Origin of the sequence: Variovorax palleresanus, assembly GCF_051144945.1 — a bacterium.
GTDB lineage: Bacteria > Pseudomonadota > Gammaproteobacteria > Burkholderiales > Burkholderiaceae_C > Variovorax > Variovorax paradoxus_S.
On sequence record NZ_JBJNVP010000002.1, the window covers coordinates 2919011 to 2945173 of the forward strand.

At 67.5% G+C, this 26163-nt stretch carries 26 protein-coding genes; 17 read left to right on the forward strand and 9 right to left on the reverse strand.

Annotated elements, in window-relative coordinates; translation table 11 throughout:
- The first annotated feature begins 3 nt into the window (after window positions 1–3).
- From ACJ7Z0_RS17680 to ACJ7Z0_RS17730, 11 genes are read left to right on the forward strand one after another with little or no spacing between them, the layout of a single operon-like run.
- Entirely contained in the window at window positions 4–1008 is a 1005-nt protein-coding gene (locus tag ACJ7Z0_RS17680) for an ABC transporter substrate-binding protein (protein WP_434790873.1), read from the forward strand.
- 2 nt (window positions 1009–1010) lie between these two features.
- On the forward strand, window positions 1011–1841 hold the full coding sequence (locus ACJ7Z0_RS17685) for an ABC transporter permease (protein ID WP_434790874.1): 831 nt from the start codon (window positions 1011–1013) through the stop codon (window positions 1839–1841).
- A complete protein-coding gene (locus tag ACJ7Z0_RS17690) occupies window positions 1838–2671 on the forward strand; it encodes an ABC transporter ATP-binding protein (RefSeq protein WP_434790875.1) in 834 nt (277 codons plus the stop codon). The genes ACJ7Z0_RS17685 and ACJ7Z0_RS17690 overlap by 4 nt, the downstream gene beginning before the upstream one ends.
- A complete protein-coding gene (gene hpxZ / locus ACJ7Z0_RS17695) occupies window positions 2668–3048 on the forward strand; it encodes an oxalurate catabolism protein HpxZ (RefSeq protein WP_434790876.1) in 381 nt (126 codons plus the stop codon). Before ACJ7Z0_RS17690 ends, hpxZ begins: the two co-directional genes overlap by 4 nt.
- Window positions 3049–3101: 53 nt before the next feature.
- On the forward strand, window positions 3102–4220 hold the full coding sequence (locus ACJ7Z0_RS17700) for a BMP family ABC transporter substrate-binding protein (RefSeq protein ID WP_055800464.1): 1119 nt from the start codon (window positions 3102–3104) through the stop codon (window positions 4218–4220).
- Between the two features lie 19 nt (window positions 4221–4239).
- Window positions 4240–5325, forward strand: coding sequence for an ABC transporter permease (locus ACJ7Z0_RS17705; protein WP_434790877.1), 1086 nt, complete (start codon window positions 4240–4242; stop codon window positions 5323–5325).
- The gene (locus ACJ7Z0_RS17710) at window positions 5322–6245 is read left to right on the forward strand and encodes an ABC transporter permease (RefSeq protein WP_434790878.1); all 924 of its coding nucleotides are present in this window, start codon (window positions 5322–5324) and stop codon (window positions 6243–6245) included. The genes ACJ7Z0_RS17705 and ACJ7Z0_RS17710 overlap by 4 nt, the downstream gene beginning before the upstream one ends.
- A 5-nt stretch (window positions 6246–6250) precedes the next feature.
- On the forward strand, window positions 6251–6943 hold the full coding sequence (gene biuH / locus ACJ7Z0_RS17715; protein ID WP_434790879.1) for a biuret amidohydrolase: 693 nt from the start codon (window positions 6251–6253) through the stop codon (window positions 6941–6943).
- A 7-nt stretch (window positions 6944–6950) separates the two neighbouring features.
- A complete protein-coding gene (locus ACJ7Z0_RS17720) occupies window positions 6951–8573 on the forward strand; it encodes an ABC transporter ATP-binding protein (RefSeq protein WP_434790880.1) in 1623 nt (540 codons plus the stop codon).
- Between the two features lie 28 nt (window positions 8574–8601).
- Window positions 8602–9273, forward strand: a complete 672-nt coding sequence (locus tag ACJ7Z0_RS17725; protein WP_434790881.1) for a cysteine hydrolase family protein — start codon at window positions 8602–8604, stop codon at window positions 9271–9273.
- Window positions 9270–10049 carry a GntR family transcriptional regulator gene (locus tag ACJ7Z0_RS17730; protein WP_434790882.1) on the forward strand — a complete coding sequence of 260 codons (780 nt, stop codon included), beginning with the start codon at window positions 9270–9272 and terminating at the stop codon, window positions 10047–10049. Before ACJ7Z0_RS17725 ends, ACJ7Z0_RS17730 begins: the two co-directional genes overlap by 4 nt.
- 4 nt (window positions 10050–10053) lie before the next feature.
- Here ACJ7Z0_RS17730 and ACJ7Z0_RS17735 read toward each other — a convergent pair whose 3' ends face one another.
- On the reverse strand, window positions 10054–10857 hold the full coding sequence (locus ACJ7Z0_RS17735; protein WP_434790883.1) for an exodeoxyribonuclease III: 804 nt from the start codon (window positions 10855–10857) through the stop codon (window positions 10054–10056).
- Between the two features lie 12 nt (window positions 10858–10869).
- On the opposite strand from ACJ7Z0_RS17735, the gene pyrE reads away from it, so the two are divergent.
- Window positions 10870–11556 (forward strand): orotate phosphoribosyltransferase, encoded by a 687-nt coding sequence (gene pyrE / locus ACJ7Z0_RS17740; RefSeq protein ID WP_434790884.1) that lies wholly within the window; start codon window positions 10870–10872, stop codon window positions 11554–11556.
- Window positions 11557–11567: 11 nt separating this feature from the next.
- The gene (locus ACJ7Z0_RS17745) at window positions 11568–12263 is read left to right on the forward strand and encodes a DUF4124 domain-containing protein (RefSeq protein ID WP_434790885.1); all 696 of its coding nucleotides are present in this window, start codon (window positions 11568–11570) and stop codon (window positions 12261–12263) included.
- A 15-nt stretch (window positions 12264–12278) separates the two neighbouring features.
- On the opposite strand, the gene gatB is transcribed toward ACJ7Z0_RS17745, so the two are convergent.
- Genes gatB through gatC form a run of 3 tightly spaced genes read right to left on the reverse strand, consistent with a single transcriptional unit; the run spans window position 12279 to window position 15554 of the window.
- The gene (gene gatB, locus ACJ7Z0_RS17750; RefSeq protein WP_434790886.1) at window positions 12279–13769 is read right to left on the reverse strand and encodes an Asp-tRNA(Asn)/Glu-tRNA(Gln) amidotransferase subunit GatB; all 1491 of its coding nucleotides are present in this window, start codon (window positions 13767–13769) and stop codon (window positions 12279–12281) included.
- 1 nt (window position 13770) lies between these two features.
- Window positions 13771–15258: an Asp-tRNA(Asn)/Glu-tRNA(Gln) amidotransferase subunit GatA gene (gatA, locus tag ACJ7Z0_RS17755; RefSeq protein ID WP_434790887.1), complete on the reverse strand. Its 1488-nt coding sequence runs from the start codon at window positions 15256–15258 to the stop codon at window positions 13771–13773.
- Window positions 15255–15554, reverse strand: a complete 300-nt coding sequence (gatC, locus tag ACJ7Z0_RS17760; RefSeq protein WP_093021281.1) for an Asp-tRNA(Asn)/Glu-tRNA(Gln) amidotransferase subunit GatC — start codon at window positions 15552–15554, stop codon at window positions 15255–15257. Before gatC ends, gatA begins: the two co-directional genes overlap by 4 nt.
- A 214-nt stretch (window positions 15555–15768) precedes the next feature.
- Here gatC and ACJ7Z0_RS17765 point away from each other — a divergent pair, with 214 nt between their 5' ends.
- From ACJ7Z0_RS17765 to mrdA, 4 genes are all read left to right on the forward strand, one after another.
- A complete protein-coding gene (locus ACJ7Z0_RS17765; protein WP_007833435.1) occupies window positions 15769–16812 on the forward strand; it encodes a rod shape-determining protein in 1044 nt (347 codons plus the stop codon).
- A gap of 83 nt (window positions 16813–16895) precedes the next feature.
- Window positions 16896–17873 (forward strand): rod shape-determining protein MreC, encoded by a 978-nt coding sequence (gene mreC / locus ACJ7Z0_RS17770; protein WP_434790888.1) that lies wholly within the window; start codon window positions 16896–16898, stop codon window positions 17871–17873.
- Window positions 17870–18391 (forward strand): rod shape-determining protein MreD, encoded by a 522-nt coding sequence (mreD, locus tag ACJ7Z0_RS17775; protein WP_434790889.1) that lies wholly within the window; start codon window positions 17870–17872, stop codon window positions 18389–18391. Before mreC ends, mreD begins: the two co-directional genes overlap by 4 nt.
- Before the next feature lie 64 nt (window positions 18392–18455).
- Complete coding sequence (gene mrdA / locus ACJ7Z0_RS17780) at window positions 18456–20423, forward strand: penicillin-binding protein 2 (RefSeq protein ID WP_434790890.1); 1968 nt, start codon at window positions 18456–18458, stop codon at window positions 20421–20423.
- 142 nt (window positions 20424–20565) lie between these two features.
- On the opposite strand, the gene fahA is transcribed toward mrdA, so the two are convergent.
- The 5 genes from fahA to ACJ7Z0_RS17805 all read right to left on the reverse strand — a co-directional run bounded on the left by fahA (window position 20566) and on the right by ACJ7Z0_RS17805 (window position 26158).
- Window positions 20566–21837, reverse strand: a complete 1272-nt coding sequence (fahA, locus tag ACJ7Z0_RS17785; RefSeq protein ID WP_434790891.1) for a fumarylacetoacetase — start codon at window positions 21835–21837, stop codon at window positions 20566–20568.
- A 37-nt stretch (window positions 21838–21874) separates the two neighbouring features.
- Window positions 21875–23185, reverse strand: coding sequence for a homogentisate 1,2-dioxygenase (gene hmgA, locus ACJ7Z0_RS17790; protein ID WP_434790892.1), 1311 nt, complete (start codon window positions 23183–23185; stop codon window positions 21875–21877).
- A gap of 11 nt (window positions 23186–23196) precedes the next feature.
- Window positions 23197–23415 carry a DUF2783 domain-containing protein gene (locus ACJ7Z0_RS17795; protein ID WP_434792682.1) on the reverse strand — a complete coding sequence of 73 codons (219 nt, stop codon included), beginning with the start codon at window positions 23413–23415 and terminating at the stop codon, window positions 23197–23199.
- A gap of 8 nt (window positions 23416–23423) precedes the next feature.
- Window positions 23424–25061, reverse strand: a complete 1638-nt coding sequence (locus ACJ7Z0_RS17800; protein ID WP_434790893.1) for an FAD-dependent oxidoreductase — start codon at window positions 25059–25061, stop codon at window positions 23424–23426.
- A 137-nt stretch (window positions 25062–25198) separates the two neighbouring features.
- Window positions 25199–26158, reverse strand: a complete 960-nt coding sequence (locus ACJ7Z0_RS17805) for an MBL fold metallo-hydrolase (protein ID WP_434790894.1) — start codon at window positions 26156–26158, stop codon at window positions 25199–25201.
- Window positions 26159–26163: the final 5 nt, after the last annotated feature.

The window sequence follows — 26163 nt, forward strand, 5'->3', positions numbered from 1 at the left end:
TTCATGAGCACCCCTGAGAAATCACCCGCCGCCGCCTCGCGCCGCCAGTTGTTGCAGGCCGGTGCCGCGGGGCTGGCCGTGCTGGCCGCGCCCGCCATCGTGCGCGCGCAAGCCGCACCGAAGATCCGCATCGGCTTCTGGCCCGTGGCCGCCGGCCTGCCCTTCTTTGCCGCGATCGACCGCGGCTACTTCAAGGAAGCGGGGCTCGACGTGGAGCCGCTCAAATTCGCGGGTGCGCAGCAGGTCATGGAAGGCATGCTGGCGGGCCGCTGCGACGGCAGCTCCAACGGCACCGGCTCGGCCAACCTCGCCATCGGCGAGATCGCGCAGCCGGGGCTCTTCAAGATCTTCTGCACCAACCCGAGCAACGCCAAGTTCGTGCTCGACGAATTCATCGTCGCCAAGGACAGTCCGATCAAGACCATGGCCGAGCTGGCCGGCAAGAAGATCGCGTCCGGCCCCGGCATCCAGAACGTGACTCTCTGCAAGACCATGCTCGAACGCGCGGGCGCCAAGGGCGCGGTCGTGAGCGAACTTCCCATCGGCCAGCACGTGGCCGCGCTGGTTGCGGGCCAGGTCGATGCCTGCTACACGCTGGAGCCGACCGGCACCGTCGGCCGCATGAACGGCACCACGCGCGTCATCGAGGCCGGCGTGGTGGCCAAGTACATCCTCGGCGACCCGATGGCGCCGTGGCACGGCGGTGCGGCCAGCCTCACGAGCGAGTTCATCAAGAAGAACCCCGAAGTGACAAAGAAATACATCGCCGCCTATGCACGCGGCGTGGAGCTGGTGCGCACCAAGCCGGACGATGCGCGCCAGCACATGAAGGGCTACACCGCCATCGAAGGCAGCCTCACGGCCGAAGTGCCACTCGCCTCGTACATGCTCTACAACGAGTTCAAGCCGAGCGACGTGGCGTACTTCCAGAAGTTCTACGACCTGTTCACCGAAAAAGGCATCTTCGAGAAAAAGGTGCTGGTGGACGGCCTGCTCTACAAGGCTTGATCATGGCCGACGCAAGCACGACCACGGCCGCGCCGTGGACACCGCCGGCCGCCGGCGCCAATGCGGCGGCGCCCAAGCCGCCGCTGCGCGACCGGCTGCTGCCCTTCATCGGACCCGTGGTGCTGTTCATCGTGTGGGACGTGGCGGTGCGGCTCGGCTTCATCAAGCCGATCCTGCTGCCCACCCCCGCCGACACCGTTGCGGCGCTCATCACGGGGCTCGCGGGCGGGCCGCTGCTCACCGACTTCGCAATGACCGTGTGGCGCACGCTGCAGGCCTTTGCCATTGCAGCGGTGGTCGGCGTGCCGCTGGGCGTGCTGCTCGGCAGCAACGAGAAAGCCTACCGCAGCGTCGAATTCCTGATCGACTTCTTCCGCTCCACGCCATCGTCCGCGCTGATTCCGCTGTTCCTCCTGATCTTCGGCGTGTCGGACGTCAACAAGGTGGCCATCGCAGCTTTCGGCGCGCTGCTGATCGTGGTGTTCAACAGCGCCTACGGCGTGATCAACGCACGCAAGCAGCGCGTGATGGCCGCGCGCGTCATGGGCGCCTCGCGCTGGCAGATCTTCAAGGACGTGCTGGTGTGGGAAAGCCTGCAGCCCAGCTTCGTGGGCCTGCGCTCGGCGGTGTCGATGGCACTGGTGATCGTCATCGTGGCCGAGATGTTCATCGGCTCCGACACCGGCCTGGGCCACCGCATCATCGATGCGCAGCAGGTGCTCAACGTGAAAAGCATGTACGCGGCCATTCTTGCGGCGGGCGCCCTGGGCTATGCGCTCAACATCCTCTTTCTCATTGCCGAGCGCCGCATCGTGCACTGGAGCGGAAGATGAAAGTGACGCCCGACATCGTCGTCAACGGCCCGGTGTATGCCGACGTGCCCAGGCCCGTCTTCAAGCCCGGCCCGGCCGGCACGCACATCACCATTCGCGGGCTCACCAAGTACTTTGCGGGCTGGCCGCTGTACGAGAACTTCGACCTCGACATTCCCAAGCACAGGATCGTCTCGGTGTTCGGGCCCAACGGCTGCGGCAAGTCCACGCTCATCAACATGATCGCGGGGCTGGTTCCCATCGACTCGGGCGAGATCCTGTTCGACGGCAAGCAGCGCAAGGACACCAAGATCGGCTACGTGTTCCAGAACTACCGCGAGGCGATGTTCCCGTGGATGCGCACCATCGACAACATCGCCTACCCGCTGAAGCTCGAAGGACGCAGCAAGGCCGAGGTCGACCGCCGCATGGAAGAGCTGGTGGCGTCGTTCGACGTCAAGTTCGACCTGAAGCGATTTCCCTACGAGCTTTCGGGCGGCCAGCAGCAGACCGCATCGATCATGCGGGCGCTCGCGCCCAACCCCGAGGTGCTGTTTCTCGATGAGCCGTTTTCGGCGCTCGACTTCGAGATGACGCTCTTCATCCGCGAGAAGCTGCAGGAGGTGTTCATGCAGACCGGCACCACCATGCTCCTGGTGTCGCACGACCTCGAAGAGGCCGTGTACCTGGCCGACGAGGTGCTGCTCCTGACCAAGCGGCCGACCAAGGTGGCCGAGATCCTGCGCTACGGCGATGCCCGGCCGCGCACCCTGGAGACGCTGAGCAGCGACAGCTTCGTCGCGATGAAGAAGCTCAGCCTGGACATCTTCCAGCGCGAGGTTCGCCGATGACCCCGGAGATCAACATTCCCGAGGTGCTCACCGAAGTGACGGCCGTGTTCGCGCGCTACGAAGAAGCGCTGGTGACGAACCAGCGCGCCGTGCTCGACGAGTTGTTCTGGAACAGCCCGCACACGCTGCGCTACGGCTTCTCGGAGACCCACTACGGCCACGCCGACATCAGCGCCTTCCGCGCATCGTTGCCGCTGCAGAGCCCGCCGCGCGAGCTGCTGCGCACCGTCATCACCACCTACGGCCGCGACTTTGCGACCGCCAACGTCGAGTTCCGCCGCGAAGGCAGCCGCCAGACCGGCCGCCAGAGCCAGACCTGGCTGCGTACCGCCGACGGCTGGCGCGTGGTCGCCGCGCACGTGAGCCTGATGGACTGAACACGCAGGCACATTTTTTGCACCCCAACTTGTATCCAAGATCGGAGAATGCCATGACCAGCCCCATCAACCGCCGCGATTCCCTCAAATCCCTGGCCGCGCTTGGCGCTGCCGGCACCCTGGGGGGCTGGAGCGCCCTTGCCGGTGCACAGGCCAAGCCGCTGACCGTCGGCGTGATCTACGTCGGTGCGCGCGACGACTACGGCTACAACCAGGCGCACGCCATGGCCGCGGCCGAAGTCAAGAAGCTGCCCGGCGTCAAGGTGGTCGAAGAAGAGAACGTGCCCGAGACCGCCGCCGTGCAGAAGACCATGGCCGGCATGATCTCGCAGGACGGTGCCAAGCTGCTCTTCCCCACGTCGTTCGGCTACTTCGATCCGCACATCCTCGCGGTGGCGCCCAAGAACCCCGACGTGCGCTTCTCGCATTGCGGCGGCCTCTGGACCGAAGGCAAGCACCCCAAGAACGCCGGCAGCTTCTTCGGCTACATCGACGAATGCCAGTTTTTGAACGGCGTGATCGCGGCGCACATGACCAAGAGCAACAAGATCGCCTTCGTCGCCGCCAAGCCGATCCCGCAGGTGCTGCGAAACATCAATGCCTTCACGCTCGGCGCGCGCTCGGTCAAGCCGAACATCACCTGCAGCGTGATCTTCACGGGCGACTGGTCGATGGCCGTGAAGGAAGCCGAAGCCACCAACAGCCTGGCCGATCAGGGCTGCGACGTGTTCACCATGCACGTCGACGGCCCCAAGGTGGTGGTCGAAACGGCGGCCAAGCGCGGCAAGATGGTCTGCGGCTACCACGCGAGCCAGGCCAAGCTGGCGCCCAACGCGTACCTCACCGGTGCCGAGTGGAACTGGCTCACCGCCTACAAGACCGCCATCGAAGCCGCGCAAAGCGGCAAGCCGCACCCCAACTTCCTGCGCGGCGGCCTGAAGGAAGGCTACGTGAAGATGTCCGCCTACGGCCCCATGGTGCCGGACGCCGCGAAGAAGCAGGCCGACGAGATCAAGGCCAAGATGATCGCGGGCACCTTCGACATCTTCAAGGACGGCATCAAGGACAACAAGGGCGCCGTCGTGGTGCCGGCCGGCAAGGTGCTCAAGCAGACCGACCTCGAGCTGGAAAAGATGAACTACCTCGTCGAAGGCGTCATCGGTTCGGCCTGATTCGCGCCGCTTCATCGCCATGCGCCACGCGCTCAAGGAATTCGCCCTGCCGGTGTTCGCCATTGCGGCGGCGCTGCTGTTGTTCGGCGTGCTAGTGGCCTTTGCCGGGGTCGATCCGGTGGAGGTCTGGGCGACGCTGTTCAAGGGCGCGTTCGGCGACTGGTTCTCGTGGCAGAACACCCTGCAGCGCGCCGCGCCGCTGATGCTCACCGCCCTGTGCGTGGCGCTGCCCGCGCGCGCGGGGCTCATCGTCATCGGCGGCGAAGGCGCACTGGTGCTGGGCAGCCTGGCCTCGGCGGCGCTTGCGCATGCGGTGCCGTTGCCCGGCAACGTGGTGGGCACGGCGGTGGTCTGCCTCGCCGGCGCACTGGCCGGCGCGCTGTGGATCGCCTTCGCGGGCTGGCTGCGCCAGTACCGCGGCATCAACGAAACCATCAGCAGCCTGCTCCTGGCCTACATCGCGATCGGCATCTTCAAGCACCTGGTCGAAGGGCCGCTGCGCGATCCGGCGAGCCTCAACAAACCCTCTACCTACGCGCTGGACGCCGGATTGCTGATCGGCGGTATCGGCGGCTCTGACGTGCACTGGGGCCTGGCCATCGGCGTGGTGGCGTGCCTGGGACTCGGGTGGTGGCTGCGCGCCACGGCCTCGGGCTTTTCAGTGCGCGTGGTGGGCGGCAATCCGCGCACCGCGCAGCTCGTCGGCCTGCCGGCCACGCGGCTCATCCTCGGCGCCTGCGGTTTGGGCGGCGCCTGCGCGGGGCTCGCGGGCGCGGTCGAGGTGGCGGCGGTGCACACCAACGCCAATGCCTCGCTGATCGCGGGCTACGGCTATGCGGGCATCCTCGTGTCCTTCATCGCGCGGCACAACCCGGTGGCCATCGTGCCGGTCGCCATTCTCTTCGGCGGCTTCGGGGCCGCCGGCAGCCTGTTGCAGCGTCGTCTCGGGCTGCCCGATGCCTCGGTGCTGGTGCTGCAGGGCATCGCCTTCGTGCTCATTCTCGCGAGCGAGGGGCTGCGCATGGTCGACTGGAAGGCATTGATGAGCCGCAGGGCCGCTCCCAAGGCGGATGCCGCAGTGCGCAGTGCGGAGGTTGCCCCATGACCGCGGACCAGTGGATCGCCCTGGTCGCCGGCATCGTCGGCGGCGCCTTGCGCGTGGGCGCGCCCTTCCTGTTCGTGAGCCTGGGCGAATGCCTCACCGAAAAGTCGGGCCGCATCAACCTCGGGCTCGAAGGCGTGCTGGTGCTCTCGGCCATGGCGGCCTTCGGCGGCGCATATCTCACCGATTCGGCCTGGCTCGGCGTGCTGATCGGCGCGGTGGCGGGCGCGCTGCTTGCGCTGCTCCACGGACTCCTGTGCTCGCTCGACCGCGTGAACGACGTAGCGACCGGCATCGCCTTGATGCTGCTCGGCACGGGGCTCGCGTTCTACCTCGGCAAGCCGCTCATCCAGCCGCAGGCGCCGCAGATTCCCGCGATACCACTGGGCTTCTGGAGCGACAACCCGGTGGTGCGTTCCGCCTTGCAGCTCAATGCGCTGGTGCCCGTGGGCGTGGTGCTGGCCGTGCTGCTCTGGTGGGGCTTTGCCCGCACGCGCGCCGGCTTGCTGGTGCGCATGGCCGGCGATTCGGCGCAGGCCACGCGCGCGCTCGGCTATTCGGTGTCGGGCCTGCGCATCGCGGCGACGACGGCGGGCGGCTTCATTGCCGGGCTCGGCGGCGCGTCGCTCACGCTGTTCTATCCGGGCAGCTGGAACGAAGGCATCTCGAGCGGCCAGGGCCTGATTGCGGTGGCGCTGGTGATCTTCGCGCGCTGGAGCCCGCTGCGCTGCATCGGCGCGGCCTTGCTCTTCGGCGGCGCGGGCGCCATCGGGCCCGCGCTGCAGTCCATCGGCGTCGGCTGGGGCTACCACCTGTTCAACACCGTGCCTTACGTGCTCACGCTGGTGATCCTGGTGCTCACCTGCAAGCCGGGCACGGCAGCCGCCGGAAGCCCCGGCGAACTTTCATCGACAAGGAGCTGAATGCCATGATCGCCCGTCACATTGCCGCCGAGCCTTATGCCTGGCCCTACAACGGCGCGCTGCGGCCCGACAACACCGCGCTCATCGTCATCGACATGCAGACCGACTTCTGCGGAAAGGGCGGCTACGTCGACGTGATGGGCTACGACCTCTCGCTGGTGCAGGCACCGATCCAACCGATTGCGCGCACGCTGGCTGCGCTGCGGCCGCTGGGCTATCACGTCATTCACACGCGCGAAGGCCATCGGCCGGACCTGGCCGACCTGCCCGCCAACAAGCGCTGGCGCTCGCGGCAGATCGGTGCCGGCGGCGTGGGCATCGGCGACGACGGGCCGTGCGGGCGCATCCTGGTGCGAGGCGAGCCGGGCTGGGAGATCATTCCGGAACTCGCGCCGCTGTTCGGCGAGGTGGTGATCGACAAGCCCGGCAAGGGCTCGTTCTACGCGACGGACCTGGAGCTGATCCTGCGCACGCGCGGCATCGAGAACCTGATTCTCGCGGGCATCACCACCGACGTATGCGTGCACACGACGATGCGCGATGCCAACGACCGCGGCTTCGAATGCCTGCTGTTGTCCGACTGCACCGCCGCCACCGACCATGGCAACCACCTGGCGGCGCTGAAGATGATCACGATGCAGGGTGGCGTGTTCGGTGCGCATGCCACCTCGCAGGCGCTGTTGAGTGCGCTGGGCTGATGCGGCCATGACCGCTTCTTCCGCCGCCACCCATGCCCCGCACGCCCCCCACGCCATTGGTGCGCTGCCGAGCGGCAGCGGCGCGCTCGCGCTCGACACCTACGAGCTGACCAAGCGCTTCGGCGCCTTCACCGCGATGGACCGCGTGACGATGCGCGTGGAGCCCGGCACGGTGCATGCGCTGCTCGGCGAGAACGGCGCGGGCAAGAGCACGCTGGTGAAGTGCGTCGCCGGCTTCCAGCGCGCGGAAGAGGGCAGCATCCTGATCGACGGCCGCGAGCAGGACATTGCCAACCCCATCGTGGCGCGCGCGCTCGGCATCGGCATGGTGTACCAGCACTTCACGCTGGCGCCGGGCATGACGGTGGCCGAGAACCTGCTGCTCGCGGGCGGCAAGACACCCGCGCTGATCGACTGGAAGGCGAAGCGGGCCGAGCTCAAGGCCTTTCTGGCGACCACGCCCTTCAGCCTCGACCTCGACGTGCGGCCCTCGGAGCTTGCGGCGGGCGAAAAGCAGAAGCTCGAACTGCTCAAGCAGCTCTACCTGAAGCCGCGCCTCCTGATCCTCGACGAACCGACCTCGGTGCTCACGCCGCAGGAGGCCGACGAGGTGCTCGGCCACGTGCGCGAGTTCGCGAAGAGCGGCCTGTGCACCGTGCTCATCATCACGCACAAGTTCCGCGAGGTGATGGCCTATGCCGACAGCGTGACGGTGCTGCGCCGCGGCAAGGCGGTGCACCATTGCCGCGTGGCGGACACGAGCCCTGCGCGGTTGGCAGGGGCCATGATGGGCGGCGAGGACGCTGCGGTTTCGGCACCGGCTGCATCACCCGTCGCCAGAAAGCCCGTGCCCGCTGCGGCGCCCATTGCATTGAAGGTCGAAGGACTCAAGGCGCAGGGCGACCGCGGCACCTTGGCGCTGCACGACCTGGCCCTTTCCGTGCGCGCGGGTGAAATCCTCGGCGTGGCGGGCGTCTCGGGCAACGGTCAGCGCGAACTGGTCGAGGCTCTGGTCGGGCAGCGTCCGCGGCTCGCCGGCAAGGTGAGCGTCATGGGCCAAGCGTACAGCGCGCGGCGCGCAGAGAACCGCAGCCTCAAGGTGCGCAGCCTGCCCGAGGAGCCGCTGCGCAATGCCTGCGTGGGCGACCTCAGTGTGGCGGAGAACATGGCGCTGCGCGATTTCGACAGACCCCCGTTGTCGCGCGGCGGGGTGTTGAATTTTCCGTTCTGGCGCAGCCGCGCGCGCGAGTGGATTGCCGAATACGGCGTCAAGACGCAGGGCGAGGGCGCCGCGATTCGCAGCCTCTCGGGCGGCAACGTGCAGCGCGCGGTGCTGGCGCGGGAGCTCGCCGGCGACATCAACGTGCTGATCGCGGCCAATCCCGTGTTCGGCCTCGACTTCGCCGCCGTGGCCGAAATCCACGAGCGCATCGTGCAGGTGCGCGAGAAGGGCGGGGCGGTGCTTCTCATCAGCGAAGACCTCGACGAGCTGCTGGAACTGGCCGACCGCATCGTCGTGATGAGCGAGGGACGGATCGTGTTCGAGACCTCGGCCGCGGGCGCCGAAAGGCATGTGATCGGGGCGCACATGGGCGGTGGGCACCACGAGCCACTGAAGGCTGCGGCATGAGCGGCCCTTTGAATTAAAGAGCAACACCATGCGCATAGAAGAAGCCACCCCCTTCCCCTACGAGCTCGAGATCAAGAACACCGCCCTGGTCCTCATCGACATGCAGCGCGACTTCATCGAACCCGGCGGCTTCGGCGAAACACTGGGCAACGACGTGTCCTTGCTCGAAGCGATTGTTCCCGCGACAAAGACGGCGCTGCAGGCATGGCGGGAAGCAGGCGGCCTCGTGGTGCACACCCGGGAGGCGCACAAGCCCGACCTCTCCGATTGCCCGCCCGCCAAACGCAACCGCGGCAACCCTGCGCTGCGCATCGGCGACGAAGGCCCGATGGGCCGGATTCTCGTGGCCGGCGAACCGGGCAACCAGATCATCGAGGCGCTCGCCCCCATCGGCGGCGAGATCGTCATCGACAAGCCCGGCAAGGGCGCGTTCTATGCCACCGGCTTGCATGAACTGCTGCAACAGCGCGGCATCACGCACCTGCTGTTCGGCGGCGTCACCACCGAAGTCTGCGTGCAGACCTCGATGCGCGAAGCCAACGACCGCGGCTACGACTGCCTCTTGCTCGAAGACTGCACCGAGAGCTACTTTCCGGCCTTCAAGGCCGCCACGCTCGACATGGTCCGTGCCCAGGGTGGCATCGTCGGCTGGACCGCGCCGAGCGCCGCGCTCTTGGCGGCGCTTCGCGGCGGGCAATGACAGCGACTACTATTCCATACGTGCCTACCGTTCGTTCCCGCTCCGCCTCACCCGCATCCGCCGTTCCCGCCGCTGGCGCGACAACCGTTTTTCGCACCCGCGCCGACGAGGTCTACGCGCAGCTCAAGCGCGACGTGGCCGATTTCATCCTCGTGCCCGGCGACCGCTTCACCGAGAACGAGATCAGCGAGCGGCTCGGCGTCTCGCGCACGCCCGTGCGGCAGGCGCTGTTCCGCCTCCAGCAGGAGGGGTTCGTCGAAGTGCTGTTCCGCAGCGGCTGGCGCGTGCTGCCCTTCGACTTCGACCAGTTCGAGCAGCTCTACGACCTGCGCATGGTGCTGGAGACCACCGCCGTGCATCGCCTCTGCGAAGCCGACCGCCGTGTCGACCGCAGCCTGCTCGATGCGCTGGCCGATATCTGGCTCGTGCCGGTGGCCCAGCGCAGCAGCGACACCGCGCAGGTGGCGCAATGGGACGAGGCTTTTCATTGCGCGCTCGTGGCCGCCGCGGGCAACGCCGAGATGGCGCGCGTGCACAGCGACGTGACCGACCGCATCCGCATCATCCGCCGGCTCGACTTCACCCAGCAGCCGCGCATCGACGCCACCTACGACGAGCACGCGAAGATCCTGAAGGCCGTTCGCGCCAACCGCGGAGACCAGGCCGCGATGCTGCTGCGCGCGCACATCGAGACCAGCCAGGCCGAGGTGCGCAAGATCACGCTGCACCAGGTGCACCTGGCGCGGCATGCCGGCAAGACGGCCGCGCCGCGCTGATCCGTCAGAGCTTGAAGTCGTACTCGACCGTGATGGGCGCGTGATCGCTGAACTTGATGGTCTTGTAGATCTGCTCGGTGCGTGCGAGGGCGCCGAGCGCTGGCGTGGCCAGGTGGTAGTCGAGCCGCCACCCCACGTTGTTGGCGTAGGCCTGGCCGCGGTTGCTCCACCATGTGTAGGCCTCGGCCGTGGTCTCAGGCTTGAGCATGCGATAGACGTCGACCAGGCCCGCACCGTCGGTGCCGGCGTCGAGCAGCCGCGTCATCCAGGCACGCTCCTCGGGCAGGAAGCCGCTGTTCTTCTGGTTGCCGCGCCAGTTCTTGAGGTCGATCTCCTTGTGCGCGATGTTGATGTCGCCGCAGAGGATGAATTCGCGCTTTTTCTTGAGCGCCACGAGGTGCGGGAAGAAGCCCTTCAGGAACCGGAACTTGGCTTCCTGCCGCTCCTCGCCCGAGCTTCCGCTCGGAAAGTAGCAGCTGATGATCGACAGCTTGCGCCCCGGCGTGTCGAAGCGCAGTTCGAGATACCGGCCTTCGGCGTCGAATTCGGCGTCGCCCCAGCCCACGACCACGTCGCTGGGCGCGTGTTTCGTGTAGATCGCGGTGCCGGCGTAGCCTTTTTTCTCGGCGAAATGAAAGTGGCCCTTGAGCCCCGCCATTTCTTCGAAGCGGCCCTCGATGTCGCTCGCCTGGACCCGGATTTCCTGCATGCAAATACAATCCGGCGCAAGTTCGGCCACCCAGTCCGCCACCCCTTTCGTGGCGGCCGAACGCAGGCCATTGAGATTGAGGCTGGTCAGTTTGAACACAAGGAAATTCCGATGGCTGTAGATGGTGTGGAAAGCAGTGCGGTGGCACAGGACTTCGTTCAGTTTGCACTCGACGCGGGCGTGCTGCGCTTTGGCGAGTTCAAGACCAAGGCCGGCCGGCTGAGCCCCTATTTCTTCAATTCGGGCCTCTTCGACGACGGCGCCAAGATCGCGCGGCTCGCCGGATTCTATGCAGACCGACTGATCGAGAGCGGTGTCGAGTTCGACATGATCTTCGGCCCCGCCTACAAGGGCATTCCGCTGGGCGCCACGGTGGCCGCCGAACTGGCCCGGCGCGGCCGCAACTACCCCTTTGCCTACAACCGCAAGGAAGCCAAGGCGCACGGCGAAGGCGGCAACCTGGTGGGCGCGCCGCTCAAGGGCCGGGTGCTGATCGTCGACGACGTGATGTCGGCCGGCACCGCGGTGCGCGAATCGATCGCCGCCATCGAGGCCGCGGGCGCCACGCCGCACGCCGTCGCCATTGCGCTCGACCGGCAGGAAAAAGCCACCGAGAACGGCGTGGACGTGGACCACAGCGCGGTGCAGTACGTGCGCAACCAGCTGGGCCTGGCGGTGGTGGCCATTGCCACGCTCGACGACCTCCTGAACTACCTGTCGGGCAGCCATGCCGCCGCCGACCTGGGTACGCACCGGGAGCGCGTGCTCGCCTACCGCGCGCGCTACGGCGCCCGCTGAGGCCCGCCCCCATGCCTGTGCGCAAGCTCGAGAACCAGACCGTGCGGCCGCTTGCCGCAGCGGCGCTGCTGCTGTCGATGGCGGCGGTGCTGCTGATGTTGCCCGCCGAAGTGCCGGCGCAGCCTGCAACGCAGGCACCCGCCAGTATCTATACCTGCACCGACGCCCGCGGCCGCACCCTCACGGCCGACCGTCCGATTGCCGAATGCACCGACCGGGAGCAGCGCGAACTGAATCCGAGCGGCACCACGCGCCGGCGCGTCGAGCCGACATATACCCCCCGCGAGTTGGCTGAGCGCGAAGACCGCGCCCGCGAAGCGGCGCTGCAGGCCGCGCGCCAGCTCGACGAGCGCCGGCGCGAGCGCGCACTGCTGGTGCGCTATCCCAATGCCACGGTGCATGACCGCGAGCGGGGCGAGGCGCTGGTGCAGATCGATGCGGTGATCCAGGCGGCCAGGAAGCGCCTGGAGGAGCTCGCCGAGGACCGCAAGAAGGTCGAGGAGGAGCTCGAGTTCTACAAGCACGACGTCAGCAAGGCGCCGGGCGCCGTGCGCCGCAAGCTCGAGGACAACACGCAGAGCGTGGCGGTGCAGAACCGCTTCATCGGCGAGCAGGAAGACGAGAAGAGGCGCGTGAACGCGCGCTTCGACGAGGAGCGCGCGCGCTTAAGACAGATCTGGTCCCCCCAGAACGGCGGCGGCAAGTAGCTCGCCGCCGGCCGATCAGGCCAGTTTTGCCTTCAGAAGTTCGGTGACTTGGGCGGGGTTCGCCTTGCCGCCGCTGGCCTTCATGACCTGGCCCACGAGGCCGTTGAGGGCCTTTTCCTTGCCGGCGCGGTATTCGTCGACGTTCTTCTGGTTCTTGGCGATGACCTCGTCCAGGATCTTGTCGAGCGCGCCGGTGTCGCTCATCGGCTTCAGGTCCTTGGCTTCGATGATGGCGTCCACCTCGCTGCCTTCGCCGGTCCAGAGCGCCTCGAACACCTGGCGCGCGGCGTTGTTGGGCAGCGTGCCGTCGGCAATGCGCTTCACCAGCTGGGCCAGTTGCTGCGCCGTGACCGGCGCGGCCTCGATGCCGATTTCCTGTGCGTTCAGGCGGCGCGCCATCTCGCCGGTGATCCAGTTGCTTGCGAGCTTGGGAGTGGCGCCTGCTTTCACCGCATCGTCGAAGTAGCGTGCGAGCGCGGGGCTCTGCGTGAGCTGCGCCGCGTCGTATTCCGACATGCCGTGGTCGCGCACGTAGCGCTCGGCCATGGCGCGCGGCAGTTCGGGCATGGTGGCGCGCACGCGCTCGATCCATTCGGGCTCGATGGCCAGCGGCGGCAGGTCCGGGTCGGGAAAGTAGCGGTAGTCGGCCGCGTCTTCCTTGGTGCGCATGGTGCGCGTCTCGCCGGTATCGGGGTCGAACAGCACGGTGGCCTGCTCGATCTTGCGGCCGTCTTCCAGCTCGTTGATCTGCGAGTTGATCTCGTAGTCGATGGCCTGCTGCATGAACTTGAAGCTGTTCAGGTTCTTGATCTCGCGCCGCGTGCCGAGCTTTTCGCCGGGCCTGCGCACCGACACGTTGGCGTCGCAGCGGAAGCTGCCTTCCTGCATGTTGCCGTCGCAGATGCCGATCCAGGTGACGATCTTGTGCAGCTCGCGCGCATAGGCCACGGCCTCGGCGGTGGAGCGCATGTCGGGCTCGGTCACGATCTCCAAGAGCGGCGTGCCGGCGCGGTTCAGGTCGATGCCGCTCTGGCCGATGAAGTCTTCGTGCAGCGACTTGCCCGCGTCTTCCTCGAGGTGGGCACGCACCAGGCGCACGGTCTTCTTTTCTTCGCCCAGAAAGAACGAGACCGAGCCGCCCTGCACGACCGGGATCTCGTACTGGCTGATCTGGTAGCCCTTGGGCAGGTCGGGGTAGAAATAGTTCTTGCGCGCGAACACGCTGCGCGGCGCAATGTGCGAGCCGAGCGCCAGGCCCAGCTTGATGGCGCGCTCGACGGCGCCCTTGTTCATCACCGGCAGCGTGCCGGGCAGCGCCAGGTCCACCGCGGAGGCCTGCGTGTTGGGCTCGGCGCCAAAGGCGGTGGAGGCGCGGCTGAAGATCTTGCTCGCGGTCGACAGTTGCGCGTGCGTCTCGAAGCCGATGATGACTTCATAGCCGCGCACCAGCGGGCCGGTCGGGCGGCCTTGTTGCTGTGCTTCGAAAGTATTCACGGGTTCGCTCATCTTAAAAGCCCTCCGGCGTGCGCGTGTGCCAGTCGGTGGCCTGCTGGAAGCGGTGGGCCGCGTTCAGCAGCTTCGCTTCGGCGAAGTAGTTGCCGATCAATTGCAGGCCCACGGGCATGCCCGCATCGAAGCCCGCGGGCACGCTCATGCCGGGAAGGCCGGCCAGCGACGCGGGCAGCGTGAAGATGTCGGCGAGATAGTCGGCCACCGGGTCGCCGCCGTGTTCGCCGATCTTCCAGGCAGTGGTCGGCGCGGCGGGGCCGGCGATCACGTCGCACTGCTTGAAGGCCTGCTGAAAATCGTCGGCAATGATGCGGCGCACCTTCTGCGCCTGCAGGTAGTACGCGTCGTAGTAGCCGTGCGACAGCACGTAGGTGCCGATCATGATGCGGCGCTTCACCTCGTCGCCGAAGCCTTCGGCGCGCGTGCGCTCGTACATGTCGGCCAGATCCTTGTACTGGCTGGCGCGGTGGCCGAACTTGACGCCGTCGAAGCGGCTCAGGTTGCTCGAGGCTTCGGCCGCGGCCAGGATGTAATACACCGGAATCGACAGCTCGGTGAGCGGCAGCGTGACTTCGACGCGCTTCGCGCCGAGCTTCTCGTATTGCGCGAGCGCCGCATCGATGGCGGCGCGCACGCCGGGCGCGACGCCTTCGCCGAAGAACTCCTTCGGCACGCCGATGCGCAGGCCTTCGAGCGAGTCGCCGAGCGAGCGGCCGAAGTTCTCGGCGGGCTTGTCGAGCGAGGTCGAATCGCGGTCCAGGTCGGGGCCGCAGAAGGCCGACAGCAGCAGCGCGCAGTCTTCGGCCGAGCGGGCCATCGGGCCGGCCTGGTCGAGGCTCGATGCGAAGGCCACCATGCCGTAGCGCGAGGCGCGGCCGTAGGTGGGCTTGATGCCCGTGACGCCGCAGAACGAGGCCGGCTGGCGGATCGAGCCGCCGGTGTCGGTGCCGGTGGCCGCTGGCGCGAGGCGCGCCGCCACGGCGGCCGCGCTGGCGCCCGAGGAGCCGCCCGGAATGTGTTCGCGGTTCCAGGGGTTCTGCACCGGCACGGCCTTGTCGTGGCCCACGGCGGGCACGGCGACGTTCTCGTTGGCCGAGCCCATCGCGAATTCGTCGCAGCTCAGCTTGCCGAGCGTGACCGCGCCGGCCTCGGCCAGGCGGCGCACCACGGTCGCGTCGAAGGGCGAGCGGTAGCCCGCGAGCATCTTCGAGCCGGCGGTGGTGGCGAAATCGGTGGTGACGAAGATGTCCTTGTGCGCAATGGGCACGCCGGCCAGCGCGGGCGCGTTGCCCTTGGCGATCCGGGTGTCGGCGGCACGAGCCTGGGCCAGCGTGACCTCCTCGTTGACGTCTACAAAAGTACCCAGTGCTTCGTGCGCCTTCATGCGTCCGAGGAAAACCTGCGCGGTCTCGACGGCGGAAACCTTGCGCTCGGCCAGGGCCTTGGCGAGGGCGACCACGCCCAACTGGTGCAATTCGCCGCTCATTCGATCACCTTCGGCACGAGGAACAGGCCGGCTTCGACGGCCGGGGCGCTCTTCTGGTTGGCTTCGCGGTTGTCGGGTTCGCTCACCACGTCGTCGCGCAGGCGCAGCGTGACATCCTGGACGGCCGCCACCGGGTGGGCCAGCGGCTCGACGCCGGTGGTGTCGACGGAGCGCATGCGCTCGACCAGGTCAAAGAAGCCGTTGATCTGGCTGAGCATGCGCTCGCTTTCGTCGGGAGCAAGCTGCAGCCGTGCCAGCGAGGCAATGCGTGCAATATCTGAAGCGGAAAGGGACATGGATGAAACCGGCCAAAAAAACCGGAGGTAATGCACGCCGGAGGGGGTGCTGACACGGGATTCAGAGGGGATTCAGGTATTATCCCGCCTTTGCCGCAACCCCCGCGAACGCGCCGGCTTTTGCGCCAAAAACGATCAATACACCCCGTCACACGACCCAAAAACAGAGCGACGACCTGCCGACGCGCAGGCCGTGCTCCAGAGGATTCCGCACATGTTTGGAGCTTTCCGTCGGTACTTTTCCACCGACCTTGCGATCGACCTCGGCACCGCCAACACACTGATATTTGCCCGCAACAAGGGCATCGTGCTGGACGAACCCTCGGTGGTCGCCATCCGCCACGAAGGCGGCCCCCACGGCAAGAAGGTGATCCAGGCCGTCGGCCGCGAGGCCAAGGCAATGCTGGGCAAGGTGCCCGGCAACATCGAGGCGATCCGCCCGATGAAGGACGGCGTGATTGCCGACTTCGTGATCACCGAGCAGATGATCAAGCAGTTCATCAAGATGGTGCACCCGCGCACGCTGCTCACGCCCAGCCCGCGAATCATCATCTGCGTGCCTTGCGGCTCCACCCAGGTCGAGCGTCGCGCCATTAAGGACGCGGCCGAAGCGGCCGGTGCTACTTCCGTCTACCTCATCGAAGAACCCATGGCCGCGGCCATCGGCGCCGGCCTGCCCGTGAGCGAGGCTTCGGGCTCGATGGTGGTCGACATCGGCGGCGGCACCACCGAGGTGGGCGTCATCAGCCTGGGCGGCATGGTCTACAAGGGCTCCGTGCGCGTCGGCGGCGACCGCTTCGACGAAGCCATCATCAACTACATCCGCCGCAACTACGGCATGCTGATCGGCGAGCCGACGGCCGAAGTCATCAAGAAGAACATCGGCTCGGCCTTCCCGGGCTCCGAGGTCAAGGAGATGGAAGTCAAGGGCCGCAACCTGTCCGAAGGCGTGCCGCGCAGCTTCACCATCAGCAGCAACGAAGTGCTGGAAGCCCTGACCGATCCGCTCAACAACATCGTCTCGGCCGTGAAGAACGCGCTGGAGCAGACGCCGCCCGAACTCGGCGCCGACATCGCCGAGCGCGGCATGATGCTGACCGGCGGCGGCGCCCTGCTGCGCGACCTCGACCGCCTGCTGGCCGAGGAAACCGGACTGCCGGTACTGGTGGCCGAAGACCCGCTGACCTGCGTGGTGCGCGGTTGCGGCATTGCCCTCGAGCGCATGGACCGCTTGGGAAGCATTTTCACGAGCGAGTGAATGCGTCACCGCCATCATCGGCCGGCTCTGCTTGCGCAGGCCGGCCTTTTTGCCATCTGACGTTGCACGGCCAGGCTTGAACCATGCCCTTGGGCACGCTCGATCGCACAGCCCCGCCCCTGTTCAACCAGGGGCAGTCGGCGCTGAGCAAGCTGATCTTCTTCGGCGCGCTGGCGCTGTTCCTGATGGTGGCCGACGCGCGCTTCCATCTCGTGCAGCCCCTTCGCGCCGCCGTCGGCGCGGTGCTCTACCCGGTGCAATGGTTGGCGCTCAAGCCGGTGCAGCTGGCGATCGGCGGCGGCCGCTATCTCGAAGACCTCCAGACCGCGCAGCGCAACGAGAACGAGGCCCGCAAGGCGCTCATGCTGCAGGCCGAGCGCGCGAGCCAGGCCGACACGCTGGCGCAGGACAACGCGCGGCTGCGCGCGCTGCTCGAACTGCGCCAGACCACCCAGGCGCCGGGCCGCGCGGCCGAGGTGCTCTATGACGCGGCCGATCCGTACACGCGCAAGATCGTCATCGACCAGGGGCTCACGCAGGGCGTGGCGCCCGGCTCGCCCGTGATCGACGCGCACGGCGTGCTCGGCCAGGTGACGCAGGTGCTGCCTTTCACCAGCGAAATCACGCTGGTGATCGACCGCGATCTTTCCATCCCGGTGCAGAACACCCGCACCGGCGTGCGCAGCGTGGCCTTCGGCGACGCGTCGGCGCACGGGGGCGGGCTCGAGCTGCGCTTCATGGCCGCCAATGCCGATCTGCAGGAGGGCGACCTGCTCTCCACCAGCGGTGTCGACGGCGTCTATCCGCCGGGCCTGCCGGTGGCGAAGATCGAGCGCATCGAACGGCGCGCCGACTCCGCCTTTGCACGCATCTACTGCGTGCCGCTGGCCCGCGTGACGGCCGCGCGCTACGTGCTGGTGCTGGCGCCCACGGGCACGCCCTCGGCACCGCCCCCCGCCGCGCCCGCCGCCGCGGTGCGCAAGAAGTCAGAGGCCAAGCCCGCCAAGGCGGACAACAAGGGCGACAAGGCCGAGAAGAAACCCGCGGAGCACGCCCGATGATCAAGCGTCCCGGACAACAGCAGCTCCTGCTGCCCGTGAGCCCGCTGTTCATGTGGGCCAGCCTCGTGGTGGCGCTGCTCATCAACATGATCCCGATCGGCCGGGCCGCGTGGATGCCCGATCTGCTGGCCCTGGCCATCGTGTTCTGGGGCGTGCACCAGCCGATGCGCGTGGGCATTGGCGCAGCCTTCGTGTTCGGCCTGTGCATGGACGTGCACCAGGCCTCCATGCTGGGCCAGCACGCGCTGTCCTACACCACGCTGGGCTTCTTCGCGATCACCATCCACCGGCGCCTGCTCTGGTATCCGGTGGCGTCGCAGGCGTTGCAGGTGCTGCCGCTCTTTGCAGTTTCGCAGCTGATCGAGGTCGTCACGCGCATGATCGGCGGCGGTGTGTTTCCGGGTTGGACGGTGCTCATCTCGCCGGCCATCGAAGCCGTGTTGTGGCCCTTGGCGACCGCCCTGTTGCTTGCGCCCCAGCGCCGCACCCCCGAACCCGACGAGAACCGTCCTCTTTAAGCCAAAGCTCGCATTTGCCTTTGGATTTGCCATCGCACTTGCACGCGCCTAAGCTCACGCCGCCATGACCGAGATCCGCAACGTTGCCGCCGACCTCGCGCGCTTCAAGCGCCGCGTGATCGTGATCGGCATGGTGGTGCTCTTCGCCTTCAGCCTGCTCGGCGCGCGGCTGGTGTACCTGCAGGTGGTGCGGCATGAAGACCTGGCCGAGCAGGCCGAGAGCAACCGCACGGCCATCGTGCCCGTGGTGCCCAACCGCGGCCTCATCCTCGACCGCAACGGCATCGTGCTGGCCTCGAACTATTCGGCCTACACGCTGGAGATCACGCCCTCCAAGGTGGGCGACGTCGAGGAGACCATCGAGAGCCTGACGCAGGTGCTCGAGGTCTCGCCGCGCGACCGCCGCCGCTTCAAGCGGCTGCGTGAAGACTCGCGCAGCTTCGACTCCATTCCGATCCGCACCCGCCTGAGCGACGAGGAGGTGGCGCGTTTCGCGGCGCAGCGCTACCGCTTCCCGGGCGTGGAGATCAAGGCGCGGCTGTTCCGCAACTACCCGCATGCCGAGATCGCCTCGCACGTGCTCGGCTACATCGGCCGCATCAACCAGCGCGAGAAGACCGCGATGGAAGACTGGGCCGAGGAAGACCAGGCCAACTACAAGGGCACCGACTACATCGGCAAGCTCGGCATCGAGCAAAGCTACGAGAAGACGCTACACGGCCAGACCGGCGTCGAGCAGATGGAAACCTCGGCCGGCGGCCGCGCGATACGCCGGCTTGCGAGCCATCCGGCCACCCCCGGCAACACCGTGATGCTGTCGCTCGACATCAAGCTGCAGAAGCTGGTGGAAGACATGTTCGGCGATCGCCGCGGCGCGCTGGTGGCCATCGACCCCAAGACCGGCGAGGTGCTGGCCTTCGTGAGCAAGCCGACCTTCGACCCCAACCTGTTCGTCGAAGGCATCGACACCGAAAGCTGGAAAGAGCTCAGCGAATCGCTCGACAAGCCGCTGCTCAACCGCGCCCTGCGCGGCACCTACCCGCCCGGCTCGACCTACAAGCCCTTCATGGCGCTGGCGGCGCTGCAGACTGGCAAGCGCGGCCCGAACGTGGTGGTGAACGACCCCGGCTACTTCAATTTCGGCGGGCACCGCTTCGGCAGCCCCGAAGGAAACCTGGGCGGCGTCGACATGCGGCGCTCGATCCAGGTGTCGAGCAACATCTATTACTACTCGCTGGCCAACGAGATGGGCGTGGATTTGATCCACGACTTCATGAAACCGATGGGCTTCGGGCAGATCACCGGCATCGACCTGGGCGGCGAAGTGCGCGGCGTGCTGCCGAGCACCGAATGGAAGCGCAACGCCTACAAGCGGCCGGAGCAGAAGAAATGGTATGCGGGCGAGACCATCTCGCTCGGTATCGGTCAGGGCTACAACACCTTCACCATGCTGCAACTGGCGCAGGCCACGGCCATCGTGGCCGACGGCGGCATGAAGCACAAACCGCATCTGGTGCTGGCCACGCGCAACACGGTGAGCGGGGAAGTGGCGCCAGTGCCCCAGCCGCCGGCCGAGAACCTCGGCTACACCGCAGCCAACGTCGCGGTCATTCGGGAGGGCCTCACCAGCGTGGTCACCAGCGGTACGGCGCGCGGCGTGTTCGCCGGCGCCAGCTACCAGGCGGCCGGCAAGACGGGCACTGCGCAGGCCGTGACGCAGGCGCAGAACACCAAGTACAACGCGCGCGCGCTCGAGGAGCACCAGCGCGACCACGCCTTGTTCATGGCTTTTGCGCCGGTCAACGATCCGAAGATCGCCCTGGCGGTGATCGTCGAGAACGCAGGCTGGGGCGCCGGTGCCGCGGCACCCATCGCGCGCCGCGTGTTCGACTACTGGCTGCTGGACCAGTACCCGAGCGAAGCCGACATGGCCGCCATCAAGGTCGGCAAGGCCGCCGCCCCCATGGGCAAGCCGCGCGTGGCCAGCGAAGTGGCGTGGCCGGCTGCGGCCACCGCTGTAACCGCACCCTGATCTTGCTCCCTCTCCCTCTGGGAGAGGGTTGGGGTGAGGGCACTGTGCCGCCGATAAAGTGCGGCGCCCATACGACGGCCGCCTGCCCTCACCCTAGCCCTCTCCCAGAGGGAGAGGGAACAACGCGGGGAGGGGATGAACCTCAGGGCACCACCGTGCCGCTGACTTCCCCCAGCCCGATGCGCACTGCCCCCGCGCGCTCGCAGTAGCCGCGCATGACCAGCGTGTCGCCGTCTTCGAGAAAGGTGCGCTTCTCGCCGTTGGGCAAGGTGATTGCCTGCTTGCCGCCCAGCGTGAGCTCTATCAGCGAACCAGCCTCGTCGGGCTTGGGGCCCGAGAGCGTGCCCGAGCCCAGCAGGTCGCCGGGCTGCAGGTTGCAGCCGTTCACCGTGTGGTGCGCGACGAGCTGCGCGGCGGTCCAGTAGGCGGCCTCGGTGGTGTTGCCGCGCGTGAGGCGCATGGGAGCTTCGCCCGCGGTGCGCATCTTCGCCGTCTGCAGCAGCACTTCGAGCGTGATGTCGAGCGCGCCGCTTTCGCGATTGGACGGCGCATCGAGATACGGCAGCGGCTGCGGGTCTCCCGCCTGGCGCTCGAACCTGGCGCGGAAAGGCGCCAGCGCTTCCATCGTCACGATCCACGGCGAGAGCGTGCTCGCGAAGTTCTTCGAGAGGAACGGCCCGAGCGGCTGGTATTCCCAGGCCTGCAGGTCGCGCGCCGACCAGTCGTTGAGCAGGGTCACACCGAACAGATGGTCCTCAGCCTCGCCGATCGCGATCGGCTCGCCGAGCGCATTGCCGCGGCCGACAAAGAAGCCAAGCTCCAGTTCGTAGTCGAGCCGCTTCGACGGGCCGAAGCTCGGTTCTGCCGCATCCGGCGCCTTGGTCTGCCCCTGCGGGCGCTTGAAGACCTGCCCGCTCACGCCGATGGACGAGGCGCGGCCGTGATAGCCGATGGGCACCCACTTGTAGTTGGGCATCAGCGGCTGGTCGGGACGGAACAGCTTGCCGATGGTGGTCGCGTGATGGATGCCGGTGTAGAAGTCGGTGTAGTCGCCGATGCGGCAGGGCACGGTCATTTCGGCCCTGGCCTGCGGTAGCAGCGCCTTCGACCATGCGGCCTCTTTGCCGTTGCCTTCGGCAAGGCCGGCCGAGATGGCGGCGCGCAGGGCCTGGCGGTCCTTCGCGCTGGCGCTCATCAGCGCGTTCATGTCGTCGGTGCCGGCCAGGCCTGCGGCCCGGAGGTCGAGCACCTGGTCGCCGATGGCCACGCCGATGCGAAAGCCTTCGCTGCTGCCGGCAGTGCGGAAGCGTCCGAAGGGCAGGTTCTGGATCGGGAAGTCGCAGCCGGGCTCGTTGGCCGAGGCGACCCAGCTGCGCAGCTTCGGGTCGTGGGTGGCGTTCAATGCGATGGTCATGAATGTCTTTCTGTAATGTCGGTTCGCTCGAACAACGTCACGCCTTGAACTGATCCTGGAGGCCGGCCCAGCAGTCCGCGTAGTCGGAGTCGAGCGCCGGGCTCTGGAGCGCGAAGTTCGTCGGAATGAAGCGAAAGCGGCTCTCGAACATGAAGGCCAGCGTGTTGTCCAGCTTGTGCGGCTTCAGGTCGGAGTGCGCGGCCTTGTCGAAGGCTTCCTCGTCGGGCCCGTGCGGCACCATGCAGTTGTGCAGGCTCGCGCCGCCGGGCTTGAAGCCGCCCGGCTTGGCGTCGTACTCGCCCAGCACCAGGCCCATGAACTCGCTCATCAAGTTGCGGTGGAACCATGGCGGACGGAAGGTGTTCTCCATCACCATCCAGCGCGGCGGGAAGATCACGAAGTCGCAGTTCGCGGTGCCGGGCGTGTCGGTGGGCGAGGTCAGCACGGTGAAGATCGAGGGATCGGGATGGTCGAAGCTGATCGAGCCGATGACCATGAAATTGGCCGTGTCGTACTTCACCGGCGCCAGGTTGCCGTGCCATGCGACCACGTTGAAGGGCGACTGCTTCGTCGGCGCCTTCCAGAAGCGGCCGCCGAACTTCTTGACGAGTTCGTAGGCGCCGCCGTCGTCCTCGAAAGCCGCCACGGGCGCCTGGAAGTCGCGCGCGTTGGCCAGGCCGTTGGAGCCGATGGGGCCGAGTTCGGGCAGGCGGAAATGCGCCCCGTAGTTCTCGCAGGCATAGCCGCGGGAAAGCCCATCCGGCAGCGCCACCTTGAATGCCATGCCGCGCGGCAGCACGGCGATTTCGCCGGGCTTCACGTCGAGCACGCCGAGTTCGGTCGTGATCACGAGGCGGCCCTGCTGCGGCACGACGAGCATCTCGCCGTCGGCGTTGACGAAGGCGCGGCGCTCCATCGAGCGGCCCGCCAGGTACATGAGCGAGCCGATGCCCACCTGCGCTTCGGCGTCGCCGTTGGCCGCGATCGTGTGCATGCCGTCGATGAAGTCGGCCTCGGCCGCGCCGTCGAGCGGAAGCGGATGCCAGCGCAGCGGCTCGGGCGGCAGCGCGATCTCGCGGTCGGCGCCGGTGGTCCAGTGCGCCTGCGCATACGGCTGGTAGCGGCCCGACACCACCGAGGGCTGGCGGCGGTAGAGCCAGGTGCGGCGGTTTTCGCGGCGCGGCGCGGTAAAGGCCGTGCCCGAGAGCAGTTCGGTGTACAGGTCGAACGGCGCGCGCTGCGGGTTGTTGCGGCCCTGCGGCAGGGCGCCCGCGACGGCCTCGCTGGCGTACTCGTTGCCGAAGCCGCTTTGATAGAGCCGTTCGGTGGCGGGGGTTGCGGTGGTCATGGTGTCCTTCCTCACGGGATGGCTTGTGGATGGTCTTGCTTCGCTGCGTCGAGCGCTTCGCGCAGCACGGCGAGCGAGCCGACGTGGTTGGCCAGCACCAGCACGAGGCGCGCGTTGTAGGCGTGGCTCTCTTCGGTGGAAAGCCCCTGGTGCGCCTCGATCAGCGCTTCGTAGAAATCGTCGGGCGCGTCGAGGTTCGGCGCGGTGTTCAGGTGGTGTTGCTGTTGCATAGTGGTGCTCAAGCCTTTGCCAGTGCGTGGTCGATGGCGGCGCGGATGTTCTCTGCCGTGGGATGCCGCCAGCGCGCGCACACATGCTGGTCGGGCCGCAGCAGATAGACGGTGCCGGGCTGCGCGTCGTAACGCTGCGTGGCAAGTTCGCCTTCGGGCGACGCGCCTTGCACGCGCACGATGTGCAGCGGAAAGTCGCAGGCCTTCAGCGCCTGCAGGCTGCGTTCGGCCGCCTCGCCCGTGCCGAACACCAGCGCGGTGAACCGCACCGCATGGCATTCGCGCAGCAGCCAGCCGGTGCTGCCGTCGGCCCGCACGAGCGGCGCATCGACCGCCGCGGCGCCCGGCACCATCGCACCCTTGAACACATCGGCATCGGGCGTGTTGAGCGGCGAATCGCGCAGCACGGCGGGCACCGAGAGCCGCCCGCTGTTGACCAGCGTGCGCGCGAAGGCATGGCGCTTGGTGAGCTCCAGCACCGCGTCGCGGAACAGGCGGCTCACTTCGCTCTTGGGCGTGATGAAGTCGGTGGCGCGCGTGGAGTTGCGGATGTTCTCGTCGGCCGCGTGTTCGCGCTCGCTTGCATAGCTGTCGAGCAGCGCATCGGGCGCGTCGCCCGCGAGCACGGCCGCGAGCTTCCAGGCGAGGTTGTCGGCGTCCTGCACGCCCGAGTTGGCGCCGCGCGCACCGAAGGGCGACACGCCATGCGCCGAGTCGCCCGCGAACAGCACGCGGCCATGGCGGAAGTGCTCCATGCGCTGGCATGCAAAGGTGTAGACGCTGGCCCAGCCGATCTGGAACTGCACGCCCTCGAAGCCGATGCTGTCGAGCAGCGCGCGCACGCGCGGCGTGATGTTCTCGGGCTTGCGTTCTTCCACCGGATCGGCGTCCCAGCCGAGCTGGAAGTCGACGCGCCACATGCCGTCGGCCTGCTTGTGCAGCAGCACGCTCTGGCCGGGGTGGAATGGGGGGGCGAACCAGAAGCGGCGCTCTGTAGGCAGGTCCGCATCCATCGTGATGTCCGCGATCAGGAAGCGGTCGCGGAACACGCGCCCCTTGGCTTCAAGGCCCATCAGTTGCCGCAGGTTGGAGCGCGAGCCGTCGCAGGCGCCGACGTAGTCGGCCGCCAGCTGGTAGCTGCCCTCGGGCGTCTCCACCGTGAGCATCGCCGCGTCGCCGCCCTGCGCGATGCCCGTGACCTTGTTGTTCCAGCGCAGGTCGATCAGCGCCAGCGCCGCGGCGCGCTCGACGAGGTAGCCCTCGACGTAATACTGCTGCAGGTTGATGAAGGCCGGGCGCTCGTGGCCGGGCTCGGGCAGCAGGTCGAAGCGGTAGACCTGCTCGTCGTGGAAGAACACCTTGCCCACGTGCCACGACACGCCCTTGTCGACCATGCGGTCGCCGCAGCCGAGGCGGTCGAACACCTCGAGCGTGCGCTTGGCAAAGCAGATGGCGCGCGAGCCGCTGGACAGGGTGTTGTCGTTGTCGAGCAGCACCACCGGAATTTTGCGCAGCGCAAGGTCGATGGCCAGCGCGAGGCCGACCGGGCCGGCGCCGACGATCACCACCGGGTGACGGGCGGGCGTGGCCGCGTCCTGGTCGGCGTGGCGCTTGTAGTCGAAGCGCAGGCTTTGATAGTCGATCACGTGTTGTCTCCGTGTCTTTGTCTTGCTCCTTCCCCCTTTGGGGGAAGGCTGGGATGGGGGCTCGGCGGCGTTCGAAATTGGCGCTCTGCCTGCCCCCCACCCCAGCCCTCCCCCGGAGGGGGAGGGAGCAAGGCCGATCAGCCTTCCAGCGCCTTCCACATCTCGATGTCGCGCTCGGCCGTCCACACGCGCGGATCCGCATGGCCCGAGGCTTCGTCGTACGCGCGGCTCACGTCGAAGGGCATGCAGTGGTCGAAGATCACCCACTGGCTGTACTTGGGCTTGAGCTTCGCGTAGGTGTCCTTGTAGACCGTGTTCAGGTCGCGGCCGGCCTTCACGCCCTCTTGCACGCTGGCGTACACGTCGGAGATGAAGTCGCGCGTGCCCGTCAGGCCCTCGGCCACTTCGGCGGGCGTGGTGAGCGCGGCGCCGCGGCCGGGCACCAACGCGGCGGGCTTGAGCGCGGCGATGTTGTCCAGCGTCTGCGGCCAGTCCTGGAAGTAGGCGTCGCCCGCGTACGGCGTGGCGCCGAATTCGACCAGGTCGCCCGAGAGCAGCGTGCGCTCCTCGGGCAGCCACACGACGGTGTCGCCCTTGGTGTGGCCGCGGCCCAGCTGGATCAGTTGCACCTCGAGCTTGCCCAGCCACAGCGTCATCTTGCCGGTGAAGGTCATGGTGGGCCAGGTCAGGCCCGGCGGCACGGTTTCGACGTTCTGGAACAGGCGCGGAAAGCGGCCGATCTCGCTGGCCTTGTCTGCTTCGCCGCGCTCCACGATCAGGTCGCGCGTGTCCTGGCTGGCCAGGATGTGTTCGGCACCGTAGCCGGCCGCGCCCAGCACCCGCACCGCGTGGTAGTGCGTGAGCACCACGTACTTGATGGGCTTGTCGGTCACTTCGCGGATGCGGCGCACCACATCGGCCGCCATGGCGGGCGTGGCCTGGGTGTCGGCCACCAGCACGCAATCGTCGCCAATGACGATGCCGGTGTTGGGGTCGCCCTCGGCGGTGTAGGCCCAGGCGTGTTCCGAGATCTGGCTGAAGGTGATCTTCTTTTCTTCCATGTCAGCCTGGCTGGCGAACTTCTTGGCTTGGCTCATTGGTG